This is a genomic window from Corynebacterium halotolerans YIM 70093 = DSM 44683 (assembly GCF_000341345.1).
In the GTDB taxonomy this organism is placed as follows: domain Bacteria; phylum Actinomycetota; class Actinomycetes; order Mycobacteriales; family Mycobacteriaceae; genus Corynebacterium; species Corynebacterium halotolerans.
In genome coordinates, this window is the sequence record NC_020302.1 from 2297319 (window position 1) to 2313199 (window position 15881).

General features: G+C 69.0%; 13 protein-coding genes. 6 read left to right on the forward strand and 7 right to left on the reverse strand.

The features are described from left to right. Positions 1-115: 115 nt before the first annotated feature. On the forward strand, positions 116-2254 hold the full coding sequence (malQ, locus tag A605_RS10580; RefSeq protein ID WP_015401506.1) for a 4-alpha-glucanotransferase: 2139 nt from the start codon (positions 116-118) through the stop codon (positions 2252-2254). Between the two features lie 305 nt (positions 2255-2559). Next, a complete protein-coding gene (locus A605_RS10585) occupies positions 2560-3534 on the forward strand; it encodes a PDDEXK family nuclease (protein ID WP_027004296.1) in 975 nt (324 codons plus the stop codon). A gap of 155 nt (positions 3535-3689) precedes the next feature. Here A605_RS10585 and A605_RS15655 read toward each other — a convergent pair whose 3' ends face one another. Genes A605_RS15655 through A605_RS10600 form a run of 3 tightly spaced genes read right to left on the reverse strand, consistent with a single transcriptional unit; the run spans position 3690 to position 6156 of the window. Continuing rightward, complete coding sequence (locus A605_RS15655) at positions 3690-3830, reverse strand: hypothetical protein (protein WP_015401508.1); 141 nt, start codon at positions 3828-3830, stop codon at positions 3690-3692. A 46-nt stretch (positions 3831-3876) separates the two neighbouring features. After that, the gene (locus tag A605_RS15590) at positions 3877-4101 is read right to left on the reverse strand and encodes a hypothetical protein (RefSeq protein WP_015401509.1); all 225 of its coding nucleotides are present in this window, start codon (positions 4099-4101) and stop codon (positions 3877-3879) included. A gap of 3 nt (positions 4102-4104) precedes the next feature. Next, a complete protein-coding gene (locus tag A605_RS10600) occupies positions 4105-6156 on the reverse strand; it encodes a M3 family metallopeptidase (RefSeq protein ID WP_015401510.1) in 2052 nt (683 codons plus the stop codon). Between the two features lie 32 nt (positions 6157-6188). On the opposite strand from A605_RS10600, the gene A605_RS10605 reads away from it, so the two are divergent. Next, positions 6189-7466 (forward strand): carboxylesterase family protein, encoded by a 1278-nt coding sequence (locus tag A605_RS10605; protein ID WP_015401511.1) that lies wholly within the window; start codon positions 6189-6191, stop codon positions 7464-7466. Between the two features lie 20 nt (positions 7467-7486). Then, the gene (locus A605_RS10610) at positions 7487-8626 is read left to right on the forward strand and encodes a phosphotransferase (RefSeq protein ID WP_149029426.1); all 1140 of its coding nucleotides are present in this window, start codon (positions 7487-7489) and stop codon (positions 8624-8626) included. Here A605_RS10610 and idi read toward each other — a convergent pair. The 4 genes from idi to A605_RS10630 all read right to left on the reverse strand — a co-directional run bounded on the left by idi (position 8603) and on the right by A605_RS10630 (position 12242). Beyond that, entirely contained in the window at positions 8603-9157 is a 555-nt protein-coding gene (gene idi / locus A605_RS10615) for an isopentenyl-diphosphate Delta-isomerase (protein WP_015401513.1), read from the reverse strand. The two genes, A605_RS10610 and idi, sit on opposite strands and share 24 nt — an antisense overlap. Positions 9158-9189: 32 nt before the next feature. Continuing rightward, positions 9190-10986 (reverse strand): hypothetical protein, encoded by a 1797-nt coding sequence (locus A605_RS10620; RefSeq protein WP_027004295.1) that lies wholly within the window; start codon positions 10984-10986, stop codon positions 9190-9192. Then, complete coding sequence (locus A605_RS10625) at positions 10970-11599, reverse strand: DUF3558 domain-containing protein (RefSeq protein WP_015401515.1); 630 nt, start codon at positions 11597-11599, stop codon at positions 10970-10972. The genes A605_RS10620 and A605_RS10625 overlap by 17 nt, the downstream gene beginning before the upstream one ends. 124 nt (positions 11600-11723) lie before the next feature. Beyond that, complete coding sequence (locus A605_RS10630) at positions 11724-12242, reverse strand: hypothetical protein (protein ID WP_015401516.1); 519 nt, start codon at positions 12240-12242, stop codon at positions 11724-11726. A gap of 152 nt (positions 12243-12394) precedes the next feature. Here A605_RS10630 and A605_RS10635 point away from each other — a divergent pair, with 152 nt between their 5' ends. Together A605_RS10635 and A605_RS10640 are read left to right on the forward strand one after the other, a co-directional pair. After that, complete coding sequence (locus A605_RS10635; RefSeq protein ID WP_015401517.1) at positions 12395-14308, forward strand: ABC transporter ATP-binding protein; 1914 nt, start codon at positions 12395-12397, stop codon at positions 14306-14308. Between the two features lie 10 nt (positions 14309-14318). After that, complete coding sequence (locus tag A605_RS10640; RefSeq protein WP_015401518.1) at positions 14319-15464, forward strand: MalY/PatB family protein; 1146 nt, start codon at positions 14319-14321, stop codon at positions 15462-15464. Positions 15465-15881: the final 417 nt, after the last annotated feature.

Genomic DNA, 15881 nt, shown 5'->3' on the forward strand with positions numbered 1-15881 from the left:
ATGACGGTTTCCTCATAACGGTACCGCCCGTCCGGAGGATCCGCTGACGCGACGTGGCGGTTGGTTCCGGAATTCCCGCGGCGAAAGCCCGCCGGTGATGGCAGGATATGGACTTGTGACTTACCAGGACGTGCTGAGAGAACTCGCCGACGCCCACGGCGTCGCCACAAGCTATGTCGCCAGTGACGGCAAGGAGAAGACCGTCGCAGAGGACACACTGCTGAAGATTCTGCGCGCGCTCGACGTGCCGCTTGGCGACGCCCCCGACGAGGCCGAGGTCCGCGCGGCGCTGACCGCGCTCCACGAGGCCGAGGCCTCCCGCCCGCTGCCACCGACCGTCGTCGCGGTCGAGGGGGCGCGACCGACCTTCGACGTCCACGTCCACCACGGTGACCCGGCCGACGTCCACCTGCTCCTCGAGGACGGTTCCCGCCGCGAGGTCACCCAGGAGGACAACTGGACCACGCCCGTGGAGGTGGACGGCATTTCCTGGGGCGAGGCGACCTTCCGCATCCCGGGTGACCTGCCCCAGGGCTGGCACACCATCGTGCTGCAGTCGAATGACCGGCACGCCGAGGCCACGCTGATCATCACCCCGGCGCGGCTGTCCACCACGGACAAGTATCTGGCCGAGCCGGCCGCCGGCGTGATGGCCCAGATCTACTCGGTGCGCTCCGAGGACTCCTGGGGCATCGGCGACTTCCACGACATGGGCCTGCTCGCCGAGACCCTGGCCAGGGAGGCCGGCGCGGACTACCTGCTGGTCAATCCCATGCACGCGGCCGAACCCGTCCCGCCCGTGGAGGACTCGCCCTACCTGCCGACCACCCGGCGGTTCATCAACCCGATCTACCTGCGCATCGAGGACCTGCCCGAGTACGACCTGCTCGACGCCTCCGTCCGCGAGGACGTCGAGGAGCTGGCCTCCGAGCTGCGCGAGCTCAACCGCACCCCGGACTTCCTCGAGCGCAACCCCGTCTACGACGGCAAGCTCCAGGTCCTGCACGAGCTGTTCAACCTGCGCGGGTCCGGGAAGCGCGAGGACGCCTTCCGCGCGTACAAGGACCGCGAGGGCCAGGGCCTGCAGGACTTCGCCGACTGGTGCGCCCGGCGCGAGCTCGACCAGGTCCACGCCCAGCGGGCCCACGCCGTGTCCCCGGATCTCGACGAGCTGGCTGAGTTCTACATGTGGCTGCAGTTCCTCTGCGACGAGCAGCTCGCCGCCGCCCAGCAGCGGGCCCGGGACGCCGGGATGTCGATCGGCATCATGGCCGACCTGGCCGTCGGCGTGCACCCGGGGGGCGCCGACGCCCACAACCTCGCGCCGTGGCTGGCCCCCGACGCGTCCGTGGGAGCCCCGCCGGACGGCTACAACCAGCAGGGCCAGGACTGGTCCCAGCCGCCGTGGAACCCGCGCAAGCTCGCGGAGGCCGGCTACCGCCCGTGGCGGGATCTGCTGGCCACCGTGCTGCGCCACTCCGGCGGCATCCGCGTCGACCACATCCTGGGCCTGTTCCGCCTGTACTTCATCCCGCGGATGCAGTCGCCGACCACCGGCACCTACGTGAACTTTGACCACGAGGCGCTCGTCGGGGTGCTGGCGCTGGAGGCGGAGCGGGCCGGTGCCGTGGTCATCGGTGAGGATCTGGGCACCTTCGAGCCGTGGGTGCAGGACGTGCTGGCCGAGCGCGGCGTGATGGGCACCTCGGTCCTGTGGTTCGAGTCCTCCCCGTCGGTGGAGGGCCCGCGCAAGCAGGAGGAGTACCGGAAGCTGGCGTTGTCGTCCGTGACCACCCATGATCTCCCGCCGACCGCCGGGTACCTGGCCGGCGAGCACATCGACCTGCGTGAACGCCTCGGCGTGCTCACCACCGATCCGGAGGAAGAGCACCGCGGGGACCGGGCCTGGCAGGCGCAGATCCTCAACCGGGTGCGCGAGGCCGGCGAATTTTCCGGTACCGGGTTGGCTGAGCGCGATTTCGAGGGGCTGGCGCGTGACGAGCGCGGTCCCGTGGGCGAACTGATGGCCGGCATGCACCGCTTCATCTCCGGCACCCCCTCCGCCCTGAGCTGCACCGCGCTGGTGGACATGGTCGGCGACGTCCGCGCCCAGAACCAGCCGGGCACCAACAACGAGCAGTACCCCAACTGGTGCGTGCCCCTGTGCGACGGTTCCGGCGAGCCGGTGCTCATCGAGGACCTGGCCGGCAATGAGCTGTTCCGGAAGATCGCGGAGGCGTCGCGGCGGCACTAGATTTCTGGGATCCTGGGTTTCTGGCCGGATTGGTCTGGTTGGTCCGGTTCGGGTGCGGTCCCGGGCCCAGGTCGAGATCACGTCGTCGAAAGGGGATCTGGTTTCGACCCGATTGGTCGAGATCAGATCCCCTTTCGACAACGTGATCTCGACGTAAAGCCAAAAGCCTCAGTATCTACGAGGTAGAGGCTCCGCTACAACCGGCCGTTCTCCTCCCCTGTGGAGAACATTGCGTTATCCACAGACGGTGGGGTTCCCGCGGCCGCTCACGCGCGGATCAGGCCCCGGTCGTGCACACTGACCGCATGAAGAACTGGGGGAAACATTTTGGATTGGTGGAGCTGCGTAAAGTCAGGATCTCGGAGGTCGACCTCTTGGAGCGCCTGCATTCGGGGGAGTTCATCAAGTTGACGGACGAGATCAGCATGAACGCGGAACGTTTTGCTGCGCTGCCCACCTGGGACAAGGCGACCGCCAGGGCCGCCGCTGTGGCTCTGACCGTGGACCGGGCCGTGATCTCAGGGCGGGCAGCGGCACGTCTGCAGGAGATCGAAATTCTGGGCACCGATCCGCTGGTGGATCTGCAGCTGCTTGACGGAAAGAAACCGGTGGCGAAAAGGTTCTGGCCTGAGGGCGTGATCTACCGTTCGACCTACCTTCCCGCCACTCAGCTGACAGAAGAACACGGGATGAGAACCACCCGGATCCTGCGGACGGTCGCCGACATCGCCCGCTTCCACGGTGTTCTGGATGGGGTGGTCGCGCTCGATTCGGTACGTCGGAGATGGTCCGGTCTCACCCTCGAACAACTCGAGACCGGTCTCCTCGGTAAATTCTCGTACCGCGGTATCTCCCGGGTTCGTGAGGCACTGCATCTGTCCATCCCCAATTCCGGAAGCGTTCCCGAAACCCTCGCCCGTTTTCTCCTGCTCCAGGCGGGCTTGTCCGAGATCAGGAGCATCCGACCGCAAGCGAGAATCTACTACGGCCCCTACGGCCAGTACTTTGAGGTCGACCTTCTCATCAACGGGTGGCTGATCATCGAGATTGACGGCGAGGTGAAATACGACGACGAGACCTACGGCAAGGTGGCGGAAATCATCAAGGACGAGCGCGACCGCGAAAAGATTCTGCAGAATCTCGGGTACGTCGTCATCCGAGTCGGATACCGGCACATGCATTCGCGAGCTGATGGTTCATGCGAGTTCCTTGACCTGGTCAGCGCCAAGCTGAAGAGCTCCCCGGATCGCTTACCGGTCCGCGAATCGGCTGCCGGCTAACGCTGCCACTGATCGTCGAGACCGCGTCGTCGAAAGGGGATCTCGTTTCGACTCGCTTGGTCGAAACGAGATCCCCTTTCGACGAAGTGCTTTCGACGAGGTGCCTTCGACACCGCAGACACCGCAGAAAACCGGGACTGCGCTCAAGCCGGTCCCTAGATCAGCGAGACCAGCCAGGCGATCACGACGATGGCGATGAGAACCCACAGCGCCTGCGTGACGCGCGACTGCGGGTACTTGCGCTTACGCTTCGGCAGCTTCTGGTCTTCCTTGCGCAGTTCCTCGGGATTGGCCATCGATTCCTGATCTCTTCTCAAGGGCGGGGTGGATGTGCCTGTGAGTCTACTTCCCGGTTCCGGGGGAATCAGAATCCTCAGCCGACCCCGACGCCCCGGTCTGCGCCCAGAACCGCGTCCACGCATGGGCGGTGCCGTCGACGGCCCGCAGCAGCAACCCGGCGAAGACCGCGGCCAGGGGCAGGGCCACGAGCATCACCAGCGGCACCTGCAGCCACAGGGAGGCCGAGGTCACGAACTGCGTGATCGAATTGAGGACGTCCGTGATCATCGGTCAGCGCACGTCCGCCCCGGCCAGGCCGCGGCGGCGCAGCAGCGGGCCGACGTCCTTGGCCCGGCCGCGCAGCCGCTCGAAGGCCTCGCCGTACTCCACCGACGCGCCCTTGGACAGCACCAGCCCACGGAACTTCTCCCCCGCCCTGCGTGCCGCCTCATCCGATCCCGCGGCGCCGGCGGCACCGGTCTCGGTGAACCAGTCGAAGCCGTCGGCGTCCAGGGCCTCGGCCCACAGGTAGGAGTAGTAGCCGGCCGAGTAGCCGCCGGCGAAGATGTGGTTGAAGTAGGTCGAGCGGTAGCGCGGGGCCAGCTCCTCGACGTCCAGGCCCGCCTCGGAAAGCGCGCGCTCCTCGAACGCGTGGATCGCGTCGAGCGACACGCCCACCGCCTCAGCCTCCTCCGGGGTCAGTGAGTGCCAGGCCAGGTCGATGATCGCGGCGGCGAGGTACTCGGAGGTGGCGAAGCCCTGGCCGAACTGGCGTGCCTCGACGACCGCGTCGAGCAGCTCATCCGGGATGACCTCACCGGTGTCCACGTGGCGGGCGAAGTTGCGCACCACGGCCGGGTCGAAGGCCCAGTTCTCGTTGATCTGGGAGGGGAACTCCACCCAGTCGCGCGGCACGGAGGTGCCGGAGAACGAGGGGTAGCGCACATCGGAGAGCAGGCCGTGCAGTCCGTGGCCGAACTCGTGGAACAGGGTGGTCACCTGGTCCATGCTCAGCAGCGGCTGGGAGCCGTCGACCGGCTTGGCGATGCCCAGGACGTTGACCACCACGGGGCGCTTGCCCAGCAGCCGCGACTGGTCGACGAAGGTGCTCATCCACGCCCCGCCGCGCTTCGAGGGCCGGGCGAAGTAATCGGTCAGCAGCAGGCCCAGGCCGGTGCCGTCGGCGTCGAGCACCTCCCACACGTCGACGTCGTCGTGGTACCCCGCCAGATCGGGACACCGCACCACGTCGATGCCGTACAGGCGCCGGGCGGCGAAGAACACGCCGTCGACGAGCACCTGGTCCAGCGGGAAGTACCTGCGCAGCTCGTCCTCGTCGAGGTTGAGGTCGCGTTCGCGGAGCTTCGACTCCCAGTAGGGCCAGTCAGCGCCCTCCACCGGTACGTCGGCCAGCTCCCCGGCCAGCTTGCGCTCGGCCGCCGCGTTCGCCGAGGCCGCCGGAGCCAGGTCGAAGAGCAGGTCGCGGGCGGCGGATGCGTCACCGGCGGTCTCCTCGGCGATGACGTAGTCGGCGTGGGTGTCGTAGCCGAGCAGGCGGGCCCGCTCCGCGCGCAGGCGCACCGCCTCCAGCAGCACGGGCACGTTGGTCCCGGTGCCGCGGGCCTGCGAGGCCTCGTACAGCCGGGCGCGGGCGGCCGGGTCCTCGAGTACCGCCTGGTCGGACTGCACGGTGGGCAGCTCGATGGGAAGGACCCACCCGTCCGTGCCGGTCTCGGCAGCGTAGGCGGCGGCCGCCTCAACGCGCGAGGTCGACAGGCCGGCGAGCTCCTCGGCGTCATCGAAGCGCACGGCCAGCTGCCTCGTGTCGGCCAGCAGGTTGCGGCCGAACTGCTCGCTCAGCACCGACAGCCGCTGGTTGAGTTCGGACAGCCGCGCCTTACCCGCCTCATCCAGGGCGGCACCGCGGCGCTCGAAGCGGCGCAGCAGCCAGGAGTGCAGGCGGGCCGACTCGGCGTCGTCGGGGACGGAGACGTCGCGGATGCGGGCGTAGAGCTGCGCGTTCTGGTAGATCGCGTCGGTGTGGGCGGACAGCCGCGGCACGATGTCGGCGGCCACGGCGTCCATCTCCTCGTTCGAGTCGGTGCCCTGCAGGTTGAAGAACCAGGCGGCCACCCGCTTGAGCGTCTGCCCGGAGGCCTCGAGTGCTTCGACGGTGTTGCCCCACGTCGGCTCGGCGGCGTCGACGATGGCGGCGATCTCCGCGTTGTGCTCGTCGAGCGCGGCGTCGAAGGCCGGGGGCACGTGCTCGAGCCGGATGTCGGCGAACGGCGGGAGCTCGTACGGCAGCGGCGAGGGGGTCAGCAACGGGTTCTTCACAGTCATGGAATCCCATGGTAGTTGGTAGCGTTATCGCCATGGTCCCGGAAGCCCACGTCACGCTCACCTGCCCCGCCGGCACGATCACCGGCCTGGACGACGGCACGGTCCGGCGTTTCCACTCCATCCCCTACTCCGAAATTCCGGGCGACTTCGCCGACGCCGGCCGCGCCCGCCCCGCCACCATCGACGCCACCAGCCCGCGCCCGAAGGACATCGCGCTGTCCGTGACGACGCCGGCCGGAGCGCGCCCGGACGACGACCTGCCCGTGATCGTCTACATCCACGGCGGACGCTTCGAGTACGGCACCCACGAGGACCCGCGTGCCGACGGCCGCGCCAACGCCTCCCGCGGCGTGGTCACCGTCCAGCTCGGCTACCGCGTCGGGCTGGCGGGCTTCGCCCGCTTCCACGACGACGAGCCCGACCGCTACCGCGGCATCGACGACTGCCAGCTGGGCCTGGAGTGGGTGCAGCGCAATATCGAGGCCTTCGGCGGCGACCCCACCAACGTCACGCTCTACGGCCAGTCCGCCGGCGCGACGACCGCGCTGTGGCTGATGCGCCGCGACCACTACCGCGGGGCTTTCCGACGCGTCGTCGCCAGTTCACCGTGCTATCCGCGCGCCGACTTCGCCGCCCGCAAAGCCTCGCTGCGCCGGGCGCTCGGCAAACCGGTGACCCGCGAGGCGCTCTCGGCGATCGAGCCCGAGAAGCTCAAGCGCGGCTACCGGCGTTTCCGCAGCCGGCACGGGCTGGACATGGCGCTGGGCCCCGCCCCCTTCGACGGCACGCAACTGTCCGATGTCCCGCTCGTGCTGACCTCCATGCGCGACGAGTTCTACCACATGCCCGCCGGGGTGAAGATCGACCGTACGCCGCTGAGCGCGCAGGCCGTGAAGCTGCTGGCCCGCCCCATGGGGGTGAGCGGCCCGGTCGACGACTGGCTGGCCGCCGCCCGTAAGATCGACCCGGAGCGACTGGCCGGCCGGCTCATCGGCGACTCCGCCAACCGCCGCTGGGTCTCCCAGGCCGGCGACGAGGCCCCGGGCCCCACCTGGATGATGGAGTTCACCTCCGATCACGGCCCCGCGCTGCACTGCGCGGAGATCCCCTACCTGTTCGGCGTGCAGGAGGGTCCGACGGCCGAGCTGCTCAACGGCTGGCTCGCCGACTTCGCGCGCGGGAAGGAGCCGGGCTGGGAACAGTACTCCCCGGGCACCGGTAGAATTGTTCAACGCGTGAACCTAACAACCTATAAGATGAACGCAATAAGTGACCCCCTCCGGATGGTGAGGGAGGCATTCCACCCCTGAGCAGGAAGGAGCGGGTGTCCGTGACAGCTCAGCTCACGAAGATACTGGCCGACCGACAGCCCCCCGACGCCGCTGTATCCGGGGACCCCGAGATCACCGTCATCTCGCGCACGCCCTTCGACGGGGGCGAGCACGTCATCGCCTCCACCGGCGGAACCGGGCTCGTTCAGGTGCTTCTCGACGCCGAGGGCAACGAGCTCACCGGCGCGGGCGTCACCGTCTTCGGTCAGGCCCTGGCCGCCGGCGACCCGCCCGGCGCGGCGGCGCTCCACGGGGAGATGCCCGCCGGACTGACCGGCCGGGTCCTGCCCGGCGACCGGGCCAACACCCTGCTGATCTACGCCGACGACACCGGCCGCGACCGGGTCGTGGTCAAGGTCTACCGCCACCTCGAGCCGGGCCCGCACCCGGAGGTCGAGGTGCTCTCCGCCATCCCGAGCGCCTTCGTGCCCGACCTGCTCGGCCACGTCACCACGGACATCGACGGCGAGACCTACACCCTGGCGACCGTCCAGCGGTTCCTGGACGGTGCCGACGGGTTCCACCACACCGCCGAGCACGCCGCGGCGCAGATGTTCTCCTACCGGGTCACCCACCGCTTCGCCGAGACCCTCCGGATGATCCACGACAGCCTGGCGATGGCCTTTCCCACGACCACCGTGCCGGTGGAGGACGTGACAGGTGGACTGGAGCAGAGGCTCGACGGTTTCCTCGGGCACAACTCCGAGCTGGACCAGCAGGCCGACTGGATCCGGGAGTTCTACCGCAGTCTGACCGGCCCGTGCGACCTCCAGCGCGTCCACGGCGACCTGCACCTGGGCCAGACCCTCTACGACGACACGAACTGGCTGTTCCTCGACTTCGAGGGCGACGCCCGTCTCCCCTTCGCCGAACGCAGGCGCCCCGACACCCCGCTGCGCGACGTCGCGGGGGTACTCAACTCGCTGTACCACGCCAGCGAGGGCCAGCGCGCCTGGCTCACAAAGACCTCCGAGGTCTTCTTCGACGGCTACGGCCACTCCGAGGATTCCCCGCTGCTGACCGCCCTTCGCATCGACCGCATCGTGCAGGACGTGCTCCGGGAGACAGAGCAGCGCCCGGACATGGTCGACCTGCCGCTGCGGGCCCTGCCGTATCTACGCGCCAAGGCCGGCGCGTAGCTCGGGGCGCGCCAGCTCCTCGATCAGCCAGGGGCTGAACGCGAACGGGGCGGCGTCCACGGCGGCGATGAGCTCGCCGGGTGCCACCCACGCCAGTTCCTCAATCTCCTCCGGGTTGGGGTCCGGCTGCGCGCCCCGCGCGAGGCGCGCGATGTACACGGGGCAGATCTCCCACTCGACGATGCCGCTGGAGTCGACGGCCCGGTAGCGGAAATCGGGCACGGCCTCGGTGATCTCGACGATCGCGTCCTCCGCGTACCCGAGTTCCTGAACCGAGCGGCGGCGGATGGCGTCGACGTTCGGCTCATCGGGGCCGGGGTGGCCGCAGAAGCTGTTGGTCCACACCCCGGGCCACGTCTTCTTGCCCAGGGCCCGCCGGGTCATGAGCAGGCGGCCGTCCCCGTCGAGCAGGAACGTGGAGAAGGCGAAGTGCAGCGGAGTGTCCTCGGTGTGGACGGTGGCCTTCGGCGCGGTGCCGGCGGGCCGGCCGTGCTCATCGGCCAGGACCACCAGTTCAACATCGTGAGTCATGACCCCACCCTAGCGGGGGACGGGGCCGGGGCCTATCCCCTGGCCCAGGCGCCGATCACCCCGGGCACAACCGGCCCGCGGTCGCCGAGCAGCGCGGCGACATTGGTGTCCTCCTCCACCGTCGACGTCACGGTGCGCACCTTCGCGGATTTCGACTGCTGGCCGGCCCCCGCCAGCGGCGCACCCATCATCGGCATCATCCCGCGCGCACCCGCCGGAGCGGTACCCGCCACACCACCCCGCGGGCCAGCACCCGCGGCGGGCTGGGAGGAAGCCCCCGCGCCCGCCCCGGGATTCGGGACGGCCCCCGGAACACCACCGCCTGCCGCCGGCACACCGGCCCGGCCACCGACGCCGGTACCGACGCCCGCGCCGACACCCGCGCCGGCAACACCACCGGACACACCACGGCCCACCGGGGAAACGGGCATGCCCGGGGCGGCGGCGCGTCCGACCGGCGCGCCGGGCACCGCCCCGATTCCCGTCGTGGCGGCCGCCGAGGTCCCGCCCAGCGGGGAACGTGCGCCCATCGGGGCCATGGGGCCGACGACCGGGGTGGCGGCACCACCGGCACCACCGGCGCCGCCGGTGCCCGTGCCCGAGCCGCCGATACCGACACCCGCCGGGATTCCCGGGGCCGCGCCGGTCCCCAGGCCGGTCCCGGATCCTGTGACGCCGGCACCGGTGAGCGGGGAGATATTCGGCAGCGAAGTCCCGGCGTTGGCGGCGGAGGTGGCGATCTCCCCCGGCCGCAACGCCGCCTCCGGTACCGGGGCCGCCCCACCCACCGACGCGAGGTCGGCGGTCCGGCTGTCGACGGCGGAGAACTGCCCCGCCGTGCCCGCCTGGCGCAGCGCCCCCAACGCGTCGGTCACGGCTCCTGTACCCGGGGCGCGCAGTCCGGAGGCGTCGTGCTTGTCCCCGGTGCCCTCGACGTCCGTCATCCCGAGGGCGACTTCCCCACCACCCCCGGCACCTCCCTCCATGGACATGAGGTTGCGGATCGGCGGCATGCCGGTGAGCACCGACGGGGTGAACGTGGCCGGGAACGACGCGAGGAAACTCTGCTCGGCGGCCGCACGGGCCACCGGATCCTGGATGGTGGCCAGCGCGACCCGGGCCATGTTGACCTGGTGGGCGCCCTGCGACTTGATGGCCGCGAGCTTCTCCACCGACTGCCCCATGACCGCGGAGTTCTGCGCGAACGTCTCCCCCGCCTGAGCGACCTCGGAGATCTTCTCGACGGCCGCGTCAATGACGTCGCCGCCGTTGCTGCCGGCCAGGCCCTGCGACACCGAGTGCAGTCCCTGGGCGATGGACGAGATGTCCGCGGACAACTGCTTCCACGTCTCCGAGGCCAACACGGACTCGGCGATCTTCGTCGCGGTGAAGTCCGCGGAGAGCTGGTTGATCGACAGCGCCGGCGTGATCATCGGCGGAGTGAAACTGAAGTTCTCGAAGCGCGGCGTCGGACGGGTCGGAAACGAGACGGCGTCGTCCCCGATGACCCCGCCCTCGTCCGCGATCTCCATGCCCCGCTCGACGAAGGCGTTCTGGCCGGTGAGCGCGCGGTAGCTCGCGCCGAGTGCCTGGCCGAGCCAGTCGATCTGCTCGGCGTAGGAGTTCAGGACAGTGAGTGCCGAACCGGCGCCTCCCGTGAGCACGCCCCCATGGCCACCCCCGAGCTGGTCCAGGCCGGAGACTCCGGAGTAGCTGCCGTCGAGTCGTGACTGGATCGCCTGTTTGGCAGTGGTCGCGGCGTTGGTGTGCAGCGACTTGAGTTGCGTGATCGATCCTTGAATTGAAGCCGGATCAAGCTGTACTTCCATTTTGTACCCCCAGTTGAAAGTAGATCGCTTCCAGGTAGTCAATAGCTTCGCCACAGAGGTCTTCTCTGCTCGGAATTGGCCGTCCCGACGTGTATGCCACTGTCCATCGTCCCTTGGTGGTGTGAATCGCAGCAGTACATGCGTTCTCCGTCCCCTCCCCCATGTGATGGACATAGACCCCAGGAACCTCCGAGTTTGCGTCCTCCGAGATCATGAACCCCAGGTCCCGGACCCGCTGCTTCGGGACGACATCCCCCGCCATCGTCAGCAGTTCCATCCTCGCACCCTGCGAAGCCGCGGGATAAGAACAGGTCACTGACTTCATCGGACTGTAAAACGGCTCCGACACCATCTCCCCGAGCCCCACGGAATCCAGCACCTCCCGAGGTATCTCGGTGCACGGGTCGAACACGACGAACTCGTCGTGCTCGGCGTTGAACTCCCCGAGCTCCACCACGGGCTCGGCCGCCTCCACGGTTTCCGCGACCTCCACCTGTGATTCCCCTGCCGAGGGGGCGTCGTCAAGCACGACGTCACCCTGCGGGGTGCAGGCGGTGAGCAGCAGCGCGGCCACCCCCGCCAGCAGCGGAAGCAGCATGGTTCGGATGGGCATGGGCGGATCCCCTCGGTGTCCGGGTCAGGCCGCTGTCGGCGGCCCGGAGCACGTGCGACACGGGGTCGGCAGGCGTGCTCACCGTACTTGGACTGCCGCGGACGCCACCCGGTTCCCGGGAGGATCAGATATTGAGGTTGCCGGCGAAGATCACGTTGCCCACCTGCAGCTCGGCGTCCCACAGCAGGCCGGGGCCGTCCTCGAAGGCGTAGCGGACATTGGTGATCGCCTGGGAACCCAGCGGCAGGTCGAGGCCGCTGGTGATGCCGGAGGTGTCGTCGTCCATCAGCTCGACGTCGACGGTGCCGCCCATGCCGTCGGAACGGGTCAGGGTGGGCGGCTCGATGGCGTCCGGGGGCAGGGGCTCCTCGTTGAGGTTCTTGACCGCCAGCGTGATCACCGTGCCGCCGTTCGTGCCGTAGTTCGCGCCCTGGTAGGTCCACTCCACGTTCAGTCCCGGATCCTCGACGGTCTCGTAGAGGCTCTCCGCCTCGACCGGATCGACCTCATCGGGCTGGGCCACGGGGGTCTCGGAGGTGGTGACCGAGATGGTCTCCTCCACGTCACCGTTGCCGTTTCCGCCGCAGCCCGCCAGGAGCAGCGCGGACACGGCCACGGGGACGCCGACGCGGATCAACTTCACGGTGTTGCCTTTCGACGGTGGACGACGCTGGACTGTCCCATAGAGTACCGCCGATACGCTCGGATCGCGGGCGAACCCCGCCCCGGTGGCATAATGAATCATTTGCCCGCCACCCCCGCCCGCACTCGGACCTCCGACCTGAAGAGAGCACAGTGAAGTCACTCGTCCGAATCCTCCGCAGCGCCTCCGCGCTGTGGCCGTTCTACCTCGGTGTCATCCTCGCCGCCACGGCCGTCGCCGCGCTGGCGCTGGTCTCCCCGTTCATCCTGCGGGAGGCCACCGACGCGATCGTCGCCGCCGTCAGCGGTGACGTCACCGCCGAGTCGGTGACCATGACCATCGTGTGGCTGGCCGCCGGCCTGTTCATCGCGGACCTGGCCAACAACGCGATGGGCAATGTCGGCGGCTACATCGGCGACGTGATGGCCGCCCGCATGCGCCAGATCCTGTCCACGCGCTACTACGCCAAGCTGCTGGCCCTGCCGCAGCGCTACTTCGACCACCAGGTCACCGGCACCGTCATCGCCCGGCTGGACCGCTCGATCACCTCGATCACGCAGTTCCTGCAGTCGTTCTCCAACAACTTCTTCCCCATGCTCATCACGGCGGTGGCGGTGCTGGCCATCACCGCCTGGTACTACTGGCCGCTGACCGTGCTGCTGGCCGCCCTGTTCCCGATCTACATGTGGCTGACGGCCCTGACCAGCAAGCGCTGGCAGCGTCTCGAGGGCGACAAGAACCGTCAGGTCGACCAGGCCAACGGTCGCTTCGCCGAGGTCATCGGCCAGGTCAAGGTGGTCAAGTCCTTCGCCGCCGAGGTCCGCGAGCTGGCCGCCTTCGGCCGCCGCTACGGCAGGACGGTGGACATCACCCGCCCGCAGTCGAACTGGTGGCACTCGATGGACACCCTGCGCGGGGCGGCGCTGAGCCTGATCTTCTTCGCCATCTACCTGGTGCTGTTCCTGCGCACCCTGAACGGGTACTTCACGCTGGGCGACATGGTGATGCTGCTGCAGCTGGTTAACCTGGCCAAACAGCCGGTGTTCTCCATGAGCTTCATCGTCGACGCCGCCCAGCGCGCCATGGCCGGCTCCAAGGACTACTTCCTGGTCATGGAGGAGGAGTTCGAGCCCACCGCCAACCGTCAGCTGACCGCCGCGACCGCCGCCACCGGGGTGCCGGAGCTCGACACCCGCGCCGTCGAACCGCTCACCCCTGTGGACGGCCGCCCCGTCATCGCCTTCGAGAACGTCTCCTTCGCCTACGAACAGGGCGAACCGGTCCTCCGCGACGTGTCCGTCACGGCCCGGCGCAGCCAGCGGGTGGCCCTCGTCGGCGAGTCCGGCGGCGGGAAGTCCACGCTGGTCAACCTCCTGCTGGGCCTGTACCCCATCAGCGACGGCCGCCTGCTGGTCTGCGGGCACGACGCGGCGGAGCTCACGGCCGAGCAGCTGCGGGCGAGCGTCGGTGTGGTCTTCCAGGAGCCGGCGCTGTTCTCCGGCACAGTGCGCGAGAACATCGCCTACGGCCGCCCCGGCGCCACCGACGAGGAGATCGTCGATGTGGCCAAACGTGCCAACGCCCACGACTTCATCACCGCCTTCCCGGACGGTTACGACACCGTCATCGGCGAGCGCGGCCTGCGCCTGTCCGGTGGACAGAAGCAGCGCGTGGCCGTGGCCCGCGCAATGCTCAAGGACGCGCCCGTGCTCGTCCTCGACGAGGCGACCTCCGCGCTGGACACCAAGTCCGAGCGCGCCGTGCAGGCCGGCCTCGACGAACTGATGAAGGACCGCACGACGCTGATCATCGCGCACCGCCTGTCGACGATCGCGGACGTCGACGTCATCGTCACCCTGCGCGGCGGCGAGGTCGACGAGATCGGCTCCCCGGACGAGCTGGCCGCCTCCGGGGGCATCTACTCGGAGCTGCTGAAGCTGACGGCCTCGTCCTCGGCGGCCGACCGGGCGCGGCTGAAGAAGTTCGGCTTCGTGGCCGACGGCTCCGGGGACACCGGGGACACCGCAGATGAATCCAACTCCGGCGTTTCCGCCCGGGGCGACTAACGTGGCAGGCATGCAGTTTCCCAGCCTCGACGAACTGAAGAACCGCCGGACCCGGAAGTGGACGGTCTACGGGGACGACGTCCTGCCCCTGTGGATCGCCGAATCGGACTTCTTCACCTCTCCCCCGGTCAAGCAGGCCATCCGGGACGCGGTGGAACGCGAGTCCTTCGGCTACACCCCGGCCACCTCCGACCTGCCGCAGGCGCTGAGCGACTTCTACGCCGGGGCCTACGGCTGGCGTCCGGACCCGGGGATGGTCGTCGCGGTGCCCGACGTCGTGCGTGGTCTGCTGCTGGCCATCAGGTACATGACCCGCCCCGGCTCCCCGGTCGTCGTGCCCGTGCCCGCCTACCCGCCGTTCCTGGAGCTGCCGGAGACCGCCGACCGGGAGAAGGTCGAGGTCAACGCCTACGACGGGCTGGATCTGGCCGAGATCGAGGAGGCGTTCAGAAACGGCGCCGGCTCCATCCTGCTGTGTTCGCCGAACAACCCGCTCGGCTACACCCTCAGTGAGGAGTTCCTCACCGACCTGGTCGCCCTGGCCGACCGTTACGACGCCCGCGTGCTGGTCGACGAGATCCACGCCCCGCTGGTCTTCTCCGGTCGCCACATCGTGGCCGCGGGTCTGAACGAGCAGGCCGCGAAGGTCTGCGTGACGGTCACCGCCACCTCCAAGGCGTGGAATATCGCGGGCCTGAAGTGCGCGCAGATCATCTTCACCAACCCGGTGGACAAGGAGACCTGGGGGAAGATGACCGGGGTGGCCAAGGACGGCACCTCCACCATCGGTGTGTTCGCCGCGGCCGCCTGCTACCGGGAGGGCGGCGATCACCTCGACGAGCAGCTGGCCTACCTGCGCGGCAACCGCGACTGGCTGGTCGAGGAGCTGCCCAAGCGGGTGCCCGGCCTGCAGGTGTCCAATCCCGAGGCCACCTACCTGATGTGGCTGGACTTCTCCGGCACCGTCATCGGGGACCTGGTGCAGCCGGCCGCCTGGCTGCGCAGGAACGCGAAGGTCGCGCTGAACGAGGGCACCACCTTCGGCACCGGCGGCGAGTACTGCGCCCGTCTGAACTTCGCCACCTCCCGTGAACTGCTGGAGGAGGGCGTGCGCCGCATGGCCGAGGCCGTCGCGCAGGTGGACGCGGAGGACTAAACGCTCTCGACCGGGAGCGTGACCTGACCCGCCGGGGAGTTTCCTTTCCGGCGGGTCAGGTCTTTTTGCGGGTGCGCGGGGCGGGATTTTGTGTGAGCTCCTGGAATCCGCCTGCTGGCCGGTGGAAACCGCTCCTGAAGTCCACGCTGAAGCCGGTCCCCGAGAGCCGGCTCCCGAGGTCGATCCCGCCCGGTCGATCCCACCAGGTCGATCCTGCGGGCAGGATCGACCTGCCGGGTCGAACTCGCGGGTGGGATCGACCCAACGGGATCGACCCAACGGGCCCGGGGCCAAGGAACGTGCCCCGAGTCACTCACCACGCCCACCCCGGCGACCCACCCTAGACCCGGAAACCAGCCCCCACCCCCGCAACTGTGCGCTGTTTCACAGGGACTCCTGCAGGCTCATTCGTTCTTC